The organism is Natronosalvus sp. KLKA75, from assembly GCF_059736265.1.
Window position 1 is genome coordinate 2,143,715 of the sequence record NZ_CM185522.1, and the last position, 12,443, is coordinate 2,156,157.

The 12,443-nt window shown below is 62.1% G+C and carries 14 protein-coding genes; 6 read left to right on the top strand and 8 right to left on the bottom strand.

The features are described 5' to 3' along the window. The first annotated feature begins 5 nt into the window (after window positions 1-5). Window positions 6-818 (top strand): 3-methyl-2-oxobutanoate hydroxymethyltransferase, encoded by an 813-nt coding sequence (gene panB / locus AC6I65_RS10325; protein ID WP_497901814.1) that lies wholly within the window; start codon window positions 6-8, stop codon window positions 816-818. Window positions 819-911: 93 nt separating this feature from the next. Here panB and AC6I65_RS10330 read toward each other — a convergent pair whose 3' ends face one another. Both AC6I65_RS10330 and AC6I65_RS10335 read right to left on the bottom strand, forming a co-directional pair. Further along, on the bottom strand, window positions 912-2,438 hold the full coding sequence (locus tag AC6I65_RS10330; protein ID WP_497901815.1) for a (R)-citramalate synthase: 1,527 nt from the start codon (window positions 2,436-2,438) through the stop codon (window positions 912-914). Window positions 2,439-2,625: 187 nt separating this feature from the next. Then, complete coding sequence (locus AC6I65_RS10335; protein WP_497901816.1) at window positions 2,626-2,988, bottom strand: DUF192 domain-containing protein; 363 nt, start codon at window positions 2,986-2,988, stop codon at window positions 2,626-2,628. A 93-nt stretch (window positions 2,989-3,081) separates the two neighbouring features. On the opposite strand from AC6I65_RS10335, the gene AC6I65_RS10340 reads away from it, so the two are divergent. Further along, entirely contained in the window at window positions 3,082-3,744 is a 663-nt protein-coding gene (locus AC6I65_RS10340) for a DUF7097 family protein (protein ID WP_497901817.1), read from the top strand. Between the two features lie 75 nt (window positions 3,745-3,819). Continuing rightward, on the top strand, window positions 3,820-3,954 hold the full coding sequence (locus AC6I65_RS10345) for a DUF7128 family protein (RefSeq protein ID WP_312908162.1): 135 nt from the start codon (window positions 3,820-3,822) through the stop codon (window positions 3,952-3,954). Between the two features lie 41 nt (window positions 3,955-3,995). Here AC6I65_RS10345 and AC6I65_RS10350 read toward each other — a convergent pair whose 3' ends face one another. Next, complete coding sequence (locus AC6I65_RS10350) at window positions 3,996-4,250, bottom strand: DUF7508 domain-containing protein (RefSeq protein ID WP_497901818.1); 255 nt, start codon at window positions 4,248-4,250, stop codon at window positions 3,996-3,998. Continuing rightward, the gene (locus AC6I65_RS10355) at window positions 4,250-4,732 is read right to left on the bottom strand and encodes a DUF5796 family protein (RefSeq protein WP_497901819.1); all 483 of its coding nucleotides are present in this window, start codon (window positions 4,730-4,732) and stop codon (window positions 4,250-4,252) included. The genes AC6I65_RS10350 and AC6I65_RS10355 overlap by 1 nt, the downstream gene beginning before the upstream one ends. A 211-nt stretch (window positions 4,733-4,943) precedes the next feature. Here AC6I65_RS10355 and AC6I65_RS10360 point away from each other — a divergent pair, with 211 nt between their 5' ends. Together AC6I65_RS10360 and AC6I65_RS10365 are read left to right on the top strand one after the other, a co-directional pair. Continuing rightward, window positions 4,944-5,822: a shikimate kinase gene (locus tag AC6I65_RS10360; protein ID WP_497901820.1), complete on the top strand. Its 879-nt coding sequence runs from the start codon at window positions 4,944-4,946 to the stop codon at window positions 5,820-5,822. Further along, complete coding sequence (locus AC6I65_RS10365; protein ID WP_497901821.1) at window positions 5,819-6,148, top strand: chorismate mutase; 330 nt, start codon at window positions 5,819-5,821, stop codon at window positions 6,146-6,148. Before AC6I65_RS10360 ends, AC6I65_RS10365 begins: the two co-directional genes overlap by 4 nt. A 201-nt stretch (window positions 6,149-6,349) precedes the next feature. Here AC6I65_RS10365 and AC6I65_RS10370 read toward each other — a convergent pair whose 3' ends face one another. From AC6I65_RS10370 to AC6I65_RS10380, 3 genes are all read right to left on the bottom strand, one after another. Then, window positions 6,350-7,150: a cupredoxin domain-containing protein gene (locus tag AC6I65_RS10370; protein ID WP_497901822.1), complete on the bottom strand. Its 801-nt coding sequence runs from the start codon at window positions 7,148-7,150 to the stop codon at window positions 6,350-6,352. Window positions 7,151-7,203: 53 nt separating this feature from the next. Then, window positions 7,204-7,830 (bottom strand): cupin domain-containing protein, encoded by a 627-nt coding sequence (locus AC6I65_RS10375; protein WP_497901823.1) that lies wholly within the window; start codon window positions 7,828-7,830, stop codon window positions 7,204-7,206. A 145-nt stretch (window positions 7,831-7,975) separates the two neighbouring features. Next, on the bottom strand, window positions 7,976-9,070 hold the full coding sequence (locus AC6I65_RS10380; RefSeq protein WP_497901824.1) for a DUF7351 domain-containing protein: 1,095 nt from the start codon (window positions 9,068-9,070) through the stop codon (window positions 7,976-7,978). 170 nt (window positions 9,071-9,240) lie between these two features. Here AC6I65_RS10380 and AC6I65_RS10385 point away from each other — a divergent pair, with 170 nt between their 5' ends. Beyond that, window positions 9,241-10,605, top strand: coding sequence for a flavin monoamine oxidase family protein (locus AC6I65_RS10385; RefSeq protein WP_497901825.1), 1,365 nt, complete (start codon window positions 9,241-9,243; stop codon window positions 10,603-10,605). 671 nt (window positions 10,606-11,276) lie between these two features. Here AC6I65_RS10385 and AC6I65_RS10390 read toward each other — a convergent pair. After that, window positions 11,277-12,194, bottom strand: a complete 918-nt coding sequence (locus AC6I65_RS10390; RefSeq protein ID WP_497901826.1) for a bacterio-opsin activator domain-containing protein — start codon at window positions 12,192-12,194, stop codon at window positions 11,277-11,279. Window positions 12,195-12,443 lie beyond the last annotated feature (249 nt).

The following is a 12,443-nucleotide window of genomic DNA, read 5'->3' on the forward strand; positions in this document are numbered from 1 at the left end:
GTGGTATGCCAACGGTTCGTGATGTTCGCGAGAAGGCCGGAACGGAACCGATCACGATGCTCACCGCCTACGACGCGCCCACCGCCCGCATCGTCGATCGAGCCGGCGTCGACGTGATTCTCGTCGGCGACAGCGTCGGCAACACGACCCTCGGGTACGAGACGACGCTCCCGGTGAGCGTCGATCAGATGGCCAGCCACGTCGGCGCCGTCTCCCGCGCGACTGAGGACGCCCTCGTCGTCGCTGACATGCCGTTTCTCTCCTTCGGTGTCGACGAGAAAGAGAGTCTCGAGAACGCCGGACGCATGCTCAAAGAGGAAGGCGCCGAGGCAGTCAAACTCGAGTCGGGGCCACACACCGTCGACCTCACCGAGAAGATGGTCCAGCTCGGCATCCCGGTGATGGCCCACCTCGGGCTGACCCCCCAGCACGTCAACCAGTACGGTGGCTTCCCCCGCCAGGGAACCGACGAGGAGTCCGCCCGAGCGATCGTCGACCTGGCTCAGGCCCACGAGGACGCTGGCGCGTTCTCGCTCGTCCTCGAGCACGTTCCCTCGAACGTCGCCGCGCAGGTCACGGACGCGATCGACATTCCGACGATCGGTATCGGTGCGGGGCCAGACTGCGACGGACAGGTGCTCGTGTTCCACGACGCGGTGGGGATCAGCGAGTGGAGTCCCTCGTTTTCGAAGCAGTTCGGAAACGTCCGCGAGGAGATGGAATCGGCCGTCGAGGGCTACGTCGAAGCCGTTGAGGGCGAGGCGTTCCCCGCGGAGGAACACAGCTACGAGCAGTCTGACCTGGATCGGATCTACTGAGACGCGACTCGATCCCGTTCGTCACCCGTTACGACGCGGCTCCATTGCCCGGCAAAGACGGCCAGCCTTGCCCAGTTGGCCAGGCAACGTCGATCAGTCGTCGGCCGACGCCACGACCTGCCGCTCGTCTTCGTCCTCGAGCAACCGATCTAGCGCGTCGACCATCGCCTCGACGCTCGCGCGGGTGATGTCGGCCTCGCTCCGGGCGACCGTCACGCTGCGGTCGTCTCGAGCCATCGTGACCTCGACGGTGACGACCGCGTCCGTGCCCCCGGTGACGGCGTCGACGTGGTAGGCCTCGAGGTCGGCGTCCGCGGCGGATCCGATCGCCTCGCGAACGGCGGAGACGGCGGCGTCGACGGGACCGGACCCTGTTCCCGAAGCGATGCGCTCCTCGCCAGCGACGGAGAGTCGAACGCTCGCCGTGGGCACTGCGCCACCGCTGGTCGCGTTCAGGTCGAGCAGTTCGACCGTCCGGTCGCGGTCGGCGCCGGTGACGTCCTCGGCGATCGTGAGGAGGTCGGCGTCGGTCACCCGCCGCCCGCGGTCGCCGAGTTCGGTGACGCGGGTGGCGATTGTCCCGACCTGCTCGTCGGTCGCGTCGACGCCGTGTTCCTCGAGCGCGGCTCTGACGCCGGCCCGGCCAGTGTGCTTGCCGAGCGCTAGTCGTCGCTCTCGCCCGACCGTCTCGGGCGGGTAGGGTTCGTACATCCTGTCGTCCTTCAGGGTGCCGTCCGTGTGGATGCCGCTCTCGTGGGTGAACGCGTTCTGCCCGACGACGGCCTTGTTCGGCGCCAGTTCCACGCCCGTCGCCCTGGCGACGCGCTGGGCGAGGTCGTAGAGCTCCTCGAGTTCGACCGTTTCGACATCGTAGACGTGCTCGAGCGCGATGGCAACCTCCTCGAGGGCGACGTTCCCGGCGCGTTCGCCGAGGCCGTTGACCGTGCAGTGAACCAGGTCGGCGCCCGCGGAGACGGCGGCGAGTGCATTGGTCACGCCCAGCCCGAGGTCGTCGTGGGTGTGGGCGCTGACCGGCCCGAGTTTGGCCAAGCGGGAGACGGCCTCCGCCGTTCGCTCCGGACCCGTGTGGCCGACGGTGTCGGCGAAGCAGGTTCGATCGGCTCCGGCCTCGAGGGCGGTCGCCATGAGCGTCTCGAGGTAGTCCAGGTCGGCCCGCGAGCCGTCCTCACCGATCACTTCGACCCAGAGGCCGTGATCCGCGGCGTACCCGACCAGGTCGGCGGTCGTCTCGAGGACGTCCTCGCGGGTGCTTCCGACCTTGCCCTCGACGTGGCGGTCGCTCGCGGGCACGACGAGGTGGACGCCGTCGACGTCGCACTCCAGGGCGAGGTCGACGTCGTTCCTGACGCCGCGGCAGAAACTCGTCACGCGCGCCTCGAGGCCGAGGTCGGTCACGCGCGAGATGGCTTTGCGCTCGCCAGCACCCGTACAGGCGCTCCCGGCCTCGATGACGCCGACGCCGGCGCGCTCGAGAGCACGGGCAATTTCGACTTTCTCGTCCGGCGAGAGCGAGACACCGGGGGCCTGTTCGCCGTCTCGGAGGGTCGTATCCAGCAGTTCGACGGACGTGTCCGTAATCGGGGTAGGTGGGCGGGTCATAGGATCGGTCGAAAAGGCGTTATCGGCGAATTTCGCGGCCAGCCGGGTCGCCCCGACTTCCTCTATCCTCTGACGGTGAGAACGAGTCTCGTGTCATTGTATCTCAGCCGTGGCCCCGTCGGTGGTTAAAGGCGCCGGTCACGGCACTACCTGCCAATCGTCGCTGGCGGGCTGACACGACGGCGGATCAGTTTCGGTTGGAATCAGCCTCGAGAACGAGTCGCTCGCCGGGTTCGACGACGTCGGCGGCACCCGCCGGCAACTCGAGGATGAGGTCGGCCCGGTCCCGGGCGAAACCCCGCCACAGCCGGAGGGTTTCCACCCGCTGGACGACGCCGTCCGCGACCCAGATTACGTCGAGCGGGACGAACACGAACAGCATGTGGATGTCGCGGGTTTTCGCCCGCTCGAACCGAAAGGCGAGCGCGTAGTCGTCGGGCAGTGAGCGACGAAACATCAGCCCGCGAGTCTGCTCGAGGAGGGAGTCGGCAATGTCGACGGTCGTCGCGAGCGTCCGCGCCGCACCATCGGGGTCGTACACGACTGGCACGGACTCGAGTGGTGGCGGCAGGGTAAAAGGCGTATCGGCACCGAGGGTGGGCACAGACCACAGATTCAACTTCGCTCGAGCGTACACAGTGGTATGGAGAAGACGCCACGGGGCACCTCAGTCGGTGTCGACGATCCCTACGCGTTCGCCGGCGTCTGCGATTACCTCACCAGCGACGGGAAGTGCCGGTACGCCTTCGATCACTACCAGCACGACCCCGAGTTCGCCCGCGAGCGAGCCGAGGCCGACTACGCGTGCGTGGTCGCCGACGCGGAAGGCGACCGTATCGGATGTCACGGTGCGAGCGAGCCGACGTCGAACGCGAGCGATGGTATCGACGGGCTCGACGCGAACGATCACGGCGAGGCGAGCGACGCGAGCCAACCCTCTTCCTGGGCCGCGTGTCCCCACTTCCGGTCCCGGACGACCGAACGCGAGTGCGCTCGCTGCGGGCTTGAGGAACGCCGACTCGGCCAGGTTCCCGACGAGTCGACCATCTCCGGCGAGCGCCCGCTACTCGAGGAACACCACCTATCCTACGCTCGAGACGGCGAGACCGTCGGTCACGAGATTACGATCTACCTCTGTCGGTGGTGTCACGCGAAGGTGCACAACTCGTGGGCGCGGATCACCGACAACGTCGCCCCAGATCCGGAGGCACTCGCCGAACGCGAGGGTCGTCGGTCGCTCGAGCAGTCCGAACTCGGGTTCGAGACCGCGGCGGACCGGGCCGGCCGCTCGAATGAAGAGCGCTAGAATTCTATAATTGGTCGCCGTCCGTGACCCACTGCCGGAGTAACGGTTTTCCCCCTTCGCGTGCCATGGTATGGTATGGTGGTCACTACCCAGCGCGACGACGCCACCTGGTACGAGTGTGAGGAGTGCGGCCTGTTGTTCGACCTCCAGGACGACGCCGAGGAACACGAACGACACTGCGACGCCGAAGGTCCGTCGTACATCCAGTGAGTCTGGTACGAGTCACGCTCGGCCAGCAGTGACGTCGTCGCTTACTCCTCGAGACCGGCTCGAGCGCGGTGCTCGGCGGCTCGGTTCTCGGCTTCCTCGAGCGTGTGCGTCGCCTCCCAGCGCACCCGGTCGGCGCTCTCGTAGGCGAGCGCCGTCTTGAGTTCGTCCTGGAGGACGCCCGAGTCGATCGTTCGGACCTCGCCGTCCGCGTCGCCGAGTTCGTAGACACCCGGACGATCCGGCGCCTGCGCGACGGTCGAGCGCTCGAGGGGTTGCCACTGTTTTCGTAGCGGCATCACTCGGACCTGTCTCGTTCGTTTCGCTCGTCTGGCCCGCCTCGCTCGTCTCGACCGTCTCCCTCGACCAGTTCGTACGCGTGCTCGCTCATCTCGTCCTCGGCGAAGACGAACACCCGGCCGTCGACGACGTCGTGATCCGCCTCGACGCGAACGGAGTACCCCTCGGTCGTCACGGTAACCCCGGGAAACAACTCCTCCTCGTCCGTCGACTCGAGCATCACTCGCCCGACACCCGTCGCCTCGAGGATGTCCTCGTGGGTATTTCGATCGTTGACGTAGGTCATCACGCCTTCGACGCCGTCGGGATCGGTGACCAGGACGTGCACCTCCTTTCCCGGCGGGGACCGAACGCTTCCCGCCTTCGGTTCCGGGACGCCGTTGTAGAACGTCTCCCGTCCGTCGAGGTAGCGAACGACGACGCCACCGTCGACCAGTTCGACCGGCAGCGTGCTCGGGGCGACGTTGCTTCGCGTGCTCATACGCACCTCTTGGGGGCGGGCGGCAAAAGCACCACGGACTGCCCGTGGCCCTCGAGGGCGGTACGATGGCGCTGCTACCGGCGATGCACCCAGACGCTGCTACTGGCGACGCACGATGGTACTGCTACCGACCGATACCGGCGACTCGGCGATTGCGGCCAGAACCGCACCGACCATCAGCCGTAAATAGTCCGTGCAAGAGAGACACCGTATGGACGGCCGGGCGACCACACCCGCTGCTGGGACGATACTCAACGCCCTGGCGACCGGCACGGGCGCCGCGTTCGCGATCGACCTCGAGACGACCGCGACGGTCGAACTCGACGGTTCAGAGGGCGTCTCCGGAACAATCGAGAGCGCTCCCGACGCCGACACTACGCTGATCGAACGCTGCGTCGAACGCACGCTCGAGCACTACCGGGAGGCGGCCGATATTGAGGAGTCGATCCAGGGCGGAACGGTCGCGACCGAGAGCGAGGTCCCCCTCGCCTCGGGGCTCAAGAGCTCGAGCGCCGCCGCCAACGCGACCGTGCTCGCGACGCTCGACGCCCTCGGACTCGCCGACGACGTGGACCGACTCGAGGCCTGCCTGGTCGGCGTCGAGGCCGCCAGGGACGCGGGCGTCACCGTCACCGGAGCGCTCGACGACGCGAGCGCGAGCATGCTCGGGGGCGTCACGATCACCGACAACACGGAGGACCGCTTGCTCGAGCACGACCGATCGGACTTCGCACGGCACGCCGCCATCTACACCCCACCGGAACAGTCGTTCAGCGCCGACGCCGACGTCGACGCCTGCAAACGGATCGACTCGATGGCCGACCTCGTCGCCGAACTCGCCCTCGACGGCCGCTACGCCGAGGCGATGACCGTCAACGGCTTCGCCTTCTGTGGCGCCCTCGAGTGTTCGACTCAACCGATGCTCGAGGCGCTTCCGGACGCTGCGGGCGTCTCACTCTCCGGGACGGGCCCGAGTTACGTGGCCGTCGGTGATCGAGACGCACTCGAGACGGTGAGTGAGCGGTGGCGAGACAGACCGGGGACGACGCGATTGGTTCGAACGCGAACCGAGGGAGCCACAACGTTATGACGAACGATTCAGAAACAACGGCCGACGAACCGGACGACGAGGGACGGGTGCCCGAGGAGATGGACCTCGAGGAGCTACGCGAGGAGATCCAGGAGATCGACCAGGACCTCGTCGAGCTGATCGCGCGTCGAACCTACGTCGCAGACACCATTGCGAAAGTAAAAGCCGCCGAGGACTTACCCACGACAGACGAAACGCAAGAGGCTCGAGTGATGGAGCGAGCGGGCGAAAACGCGGATCGGTTCGACGTCGACGCGAACCTCGTCAAGGCGATCTTTCGGTTGCTGATAGAGTTGAACAAGGTGGAGCAACGGGAAAGCAGGTAGTCTAATTGGGGAGATTCAGGGCTTCTATTGCTGTTTGAGTAGCTGTTTCTGCTTCCGACAGTTGCCCTTTCGGTCGTCGATCGACCATCGATAACACAGGCATCTTTCAGCAGACAGGCCTCACGTACTGCATACGGTGACTGTATCCTTCACCCCATTCCAACTCGTTTATAGACAGCAGCAGTCAAAATAGGCGAGATATCAGGTTGGACTTGGGGCCGTTATCGTCACCTCGAGATCGATACCCAAGTCGTGCCCAGAGATCGGCCCGTTGTCGATGATGTTCTGCGGCTCCAGGGCTGGATGGCCGATATCTCCGCCTAGTCCCGTCCCGAGGAGTGCGGCGGTCATCGGAAGCGGTGGACGGCCGGGAGCCCGCACGACACCACCCGGACCGTCCCCGACGACGATTCGCATGCCCATCCCACCCCATTCGTGCGGGGCACAGAATAGGTCGTATACGCCTTCTTCCTCAAAGCGATAGAGCCAGAACCCGTGATGCTCGTTGACCGTCGAAGAGAACGCCGGAACGCCGTCGGGAACGCGTTGCTGACGTTCTTGACCCGGATGGTACGCCGTCGCCGTGTGCTCCGGAGTGTTGAATACGAATTCGACGATTGCCCCCGGCTCCACGTGAAGCCCCACGGGAGCGAAGTGGAACGCACCGAACTCAACCGTCAGGGCCGGGAGATTCGAATCGTCGATTTTGTCCTCGTCGGCGTGGAGTTCGACGGTTTCGTCCGGCTCTAAACGGTTCGGAATCTCGTCATCAGTCGTCCCTGAATAGCCGAAGTGGGAGTGGATAGTCGGTGGGCTGGCAGTATCGGCCTCATCCCGCTCGTTTGGCGGTTCAGAGGCACTCTCTTTCGCCGTAGCAACTTCTCCGAATATCGGGAGTGTCGCGCCGAGTCCGGTGGCTCTGAGGACGGTTCTGCGTCGGCAGATCGGTTGACTGTTCGACTCGTCTGGTTTCTCCGTTCGATGATCTGATGATCGTGTCATTGTCGATTTCGAATCGCATTACTGGAAGTCACTGGTGTTATCTGTGGTGTCGGTTAGTCAGGCAGACGGTATCTCAACACCCGTCCGAGGACAGTCAGGGCCTTGAAGACCCAATGCGGCGGGCTCACCGCGTAGATATCGTCCTCGTGTTCCGTCGTCAGCATCGCTAACAGCAGGATGTCGTTGAATCCCTCCGGAGGCAACGACACACCCCGCTCCGTGACGAGCTGATGGAACCGGCGGAAGAACACCTCGTGCTGTAGGGCGGGCTCATGGACGTTTATGATCTCGGCGGGGGTCGCGTTCCTGAACGTATGGGCCGTGCCTGGAGGGACGGTGTGCTCCTCACCAGCCGTTACCTCCATCCATTCCCCGTCTACGTACACTTCCAGCACACCTGAAACCACTTCGTAGCGCTCCTGGGCGTGTGGATGGGTGTGGACGAACGGGCCTTCTTCCGGGACGGTTTCGATCTCGAATCGCATTTCCAACAGTTCGCCGTCCGTGTCCGCCGTCGAACGCGTGATTTCCCAGCGGCCAGGGAAACCGCCCCAATCGAGGACGCGATTCTGCTTGCCGTGATCTACTACGGTCATGGAGTTATCCCCGTGGTACACCCACTGATCGGCATCGAGTTGCTTGTCATGGTCATTCACCACCTTCTGTGTCGTCCGTTCCACCGCTCGTGTCGGCTCGAGGCACCTCCACGTAACGGACGCCACGTTGCCGGATCGTGCTCTGATCCGAGCAGCTAGTGCTAGCGTTGAGATCGAACTTATGTGTTAGGAGAACAACATTTCTCTCACAGGGCCAGACGTCTCCGGATTACGAAATAACGGTGTCAGTCCGTGGCTCCCGATCGAACTCGACGACGTTCATCTCGTCGTCCAACGTGAGAGTGAACACCGTCGTCTCGACCTCGATAGAGAGCGATACGCGGAGGGGCTTCGTCGAGACATCGGTCTCGACGTTGTTCTGAAGCAGTTCGATGGCCTCGTCGACCGCCGGTGAGTCGATGTCCAACTCGGGATTGCCGGTCAGTTCGGTCGCCAAGACGAGACCAGTCGCGAACATCTCGACCGGTAACCGCTTGGCGAACCCACAGGTATCACACTTCATGTCTGCCCAAACCGGGAACGGTGTTCCACAGGTATCGCAGGGCAGACCGTTTTTCACTTCGTGCACGTCACAGACCGTCACCGACGACGAGACCTGTCCTGCACACTCACGACAGATACCATACATCAGATAGGTTATGTCCAGGGCACACCGATAGAGTCCGGTTGCGAGTGCTTGCTCAGAGTCACGGGTCGTCAGACCTGCTGCTGGATAGCTCGTGAGGAAGAGCGTCCCAGCCGGTGCCTGATCGCCGAACAATCCGTAGCACTCGGTACACCTGACTCGGAGCCATTGATCCTCGTAGGTGACCGCAACGGCTGCCCCGCATAACGGACAGCTCTCGTCGAGTTCCCGAGAGAAGTCGAGGCGCCCCGCTCCGGATACGGCTATCACCGTTCTGGCGATTTGCTTACCCGCACTGCTCAGCCGGTATCCGTCGTCAGTTCGTCGGACGAAATGGGGTGCGAGTTTCGAGAGGTGGTAGTTGAACTTCCCATTATCGTCGATCTCAATCTCGGTTTGTAACTCAGAGTACGACACCGTCTCGACGGCGTCAGAGCCGTCGTCGTATTCGTAGGTGGCACCTGCCCGCCAGAGTACGCGGATGATGTCTAGCCGTATTTCGTTCCCCAACGTGGCGAAGGCCTCGTCCGGGGAAAGCTCGTTAAGTTCGAGATCGGGAGTGAATCGAGTATGTTCCATGCTAACTATACACGTCCCAAATTCATAAAACGCACCTCCGGACAGTCCGCAGAAGACTGAGAAAATTGTAAAATGCGCGCCGTGTATGGAGGATATCACTTGGCCACGAGGGCGGGTCACCACTGTCTCACATCTGCCATCTGGTAGACATTCGATCAGTGGTTAGTGTGAACAGTTAACAGGGGCGGCGTAGAACAGGGATTTGTATTCATTGTCTTCATAGCGGTTTCCAGAACCGGTGAGATGAGTACGACCGAAGAGGAGCAACCATGACAGAACGGCAATATGGGCGTTTCGACGCCATCATCGTCGGTGCTGGCCTAGCAGGGCTTAGCGCGGCTCGGTCCCTCGTGAACGACCGTCACGGAGTAACAGTACTTGAAGCCCGGGACCGAGTCGGCGGTCGGACAGTAACTCACCGGTTGGCGAGCGGTGAACACGTCGACCTCGGCGGTCAGTGGATCGGTCCGACACAGAACAGGGTGAACGAACTCGTTGCGGAGTTCGGCCTCGACACTGTCCCACAGTTCGACGACGGACTTGACCAGCTTTCCATCGATGGCACTGTGAGCGAACACGACGATGCACTCCAGGCGTTACCACCGAAGTCGTATTCGGAACTGATGGAGGCGTTCGGAACGATCGAAACGCTTCGAGCGCAGATTCCACTCGAGGCACCGTACGACGCACCGAACGCCGAGGAGTGGGACGCGACCACCGTGGAATCGTGGAAACGAGAGACGCTCGAGACGGCGGCGGCGAGAGCAGCCTTCGATACGGTCCTGCGGGCACTGTTCACCACCGAGCCATCCGAAATATCGCTCCTGTTTTTCCTCTCGTACATCCACGCCGCTGGCGGGATCGAGACGATAACCGGCGTGGAGGGGGGTGCCCAGGAACGCCGTATCGAAGGCGGAGCCCAGCAACTGTCCCAACTGATGGCTGACGAATTGGCCGATGTCGTGCATCTTGAAGCGCCGGTCCGAGCTATCACACAGGACGAGTCGGGTGTGACCGTCGAATCCGATGGTGGGACGTACACCGGGACGTTCGCGATAGTGGCGATTCCACCGACGCTCGCCGGGCGAATCGCCTACACTCCGACACTCCCGGCCCGACGGGACGCGCTCACACAGCGGATGCCGATGGGCGCGACTATCAAATGCATCGCGACGTACGAGGAGCCGTTCTGGAGGAGCGACGGCTACTCCGGCTTCGTCCTCACTGAAGACGCTGTCGTCGGTTTCGTATTCGACGATTTGGCCGCCGAGAGTACGACTGGGGCCCTGGTCGGCTTCGTCGTGGGGAGCCAGGCACGCACGTGGAGTGAGAGAGACGCGACCGACCGACGCGAACGTGTGTTGGACGATTTCGCCCGCTATTTCGGGGATCGGGCTGTGGAACCAGTCGAGTACGTCGAGCAATCGTGGTCGAACGAGCAGTGGTCGGCTGGGTGTTACGCCGGAAACATGACGCCAGGGACGATGACCGCCTATGGATCAGTACTCCGTGAACCTGTAGGCCGTATCCACTGGGCGGGGACGGAAACGGCAACACAGTGGTGTGGTTATATGGACGGCGCGATTCGATCAGGCAACCGAGCGGCAGATGAGGTGAGCGAACGTCTTGCGTAATCATCGATGCCTCCGGCGCCTCATTCAGTAAATAATCGACCAAAATCTGCCATGAATGCAGACCGTGTATTCAGCATCACTGCGGCAATGTCCAGTCGACTGAGGGTTTCGACGATGTTTCACCGCCGGTGGCACACGCTTGTTTATTTGTGGGCTCGTGAAAACGTCCACATCGGTTGCTTTCGGAAGGCTGAATTTACCAAAATGAATTTATTCCATTAGTTTGTGTCACGGATTTCAGATACCTGAACAAGGTGGAGCAAAGGAGCAAGCGGTAGTCGAATTCGGGTGTTTCAGGGCTTCTATCACCGACTGGTTAGCTAAATTTTCTTTCGGCAGCAGTTCTTCCCTCCGCCGCTCGGTTAGTGAGAACCGAAATCGGAGCGACTACCGATTTATTTAGAGATGGTTTGAGGAGGTGCTTTTCATTAACACCGCGTGTATCGGGACTCGCCCTCTCCGGAAGGGGTCCACCAATGACCAGCGCAGGCACTGAAGAATCCGGCCAGCGTCAACCGCAATCCCTCGACCGGCTGCGAAATCAACAGGGCAACCACAATTCGCTGTAGGACCACCATCTATTGACGTTTTCAGACGTGACGCTCGAAGAACTCTAAAAACGACGGATCGTTCGCTGCATCACGTCCCTGTTGTGTCCCACGCCGATCCAGTCAAACCTCCCAGTCCTTTTCGAGGCCGATGAGTGCCGACGAGAGTGTTTCGAGGGCATTACGCAGGTGATAGTGGAACGTGGTTTCTGCGACATCCATCGATGCAGCGATGTCGCCCGCGGTATTCTGACGCGGCCAGTCGAAGTATCCGGCGTGATACGCGCGCATGAGCGCTTCCAGTTGCCGATCAGTCAGTTGATCGTTGACTGATTGGCGTATCTCATGCGCTTTCTGGGCGGGGCGGTCGAATTCACGTTGCGCAATCAACGTCGAGTCAGGGTATTCGGCTTGAAGTCTGTCAGATAACCTGCGAATATCTGAGGTCTGAGGTGCTTCAATGCAGAACCGCCCTTGCCCGTCATCGACATGCCCTGAAGTAAGGATACCCCCGTGTTCGGTGATGTTGTTCAGGGCTGGTTCCTTCATGACGAACTCGAGAACTCCGGTGTCCTCCTCGTCGGCGATAACCCGAGTTTCGTCCACGTCTGAATCGTCAGCTGCGACGTCGCAAACAGTTGCCGGTGGAGCACCGTCGACGGTGAGGTACACACTCCAATTGCCAGATTCCGACTCGACGTAGCCAGTGATGTTGAGCTCACAATCAAACTGTTCAGATGCCCGGACGAACACTAATCTGGGATCGGTGACCCCGAATTCAAGTTCGACGATCGAATCGGCGAACAGGAGCCTACGGTTTTCAATGGCGTTGATGGCGAATCCAACGGCCTTACCGAGGGTTTCAAACCCCGCTTGTTCGCGGTGGCTAAATGCGAGTGGGCGGGACGCGTATACGGCTAAGACTCCGTACGTCGTATTACCGTTAACCAGCGGAATCGCAGCAGCCGATTTGATGCCACGGTCCAGAGCCTTTTCACGCCAAGGTTCGAACGCCGGGTCCGTGCGGACGTCCTGACACACGTGCACGTTCTCGTGCGGAATGCCCGACCGCCGGGTCCTTGACCGGTTTCGGTTTCCGTCGCCGTAACCGTTATCGACTCGACATAGCCCTCGTCGATTCCAGCACTTGCGCGTGGAGCGATTCGCTGCCTAACCGAGTCGGGGGCACCGATCCAAGCAAACTGGTACAGGTGGGAAGTAGCCAAGCGATCACAGACCATCTGCTCGATCTCCGTCCGTGTTGGTGACGAAAACAGGTCACGGGCTATC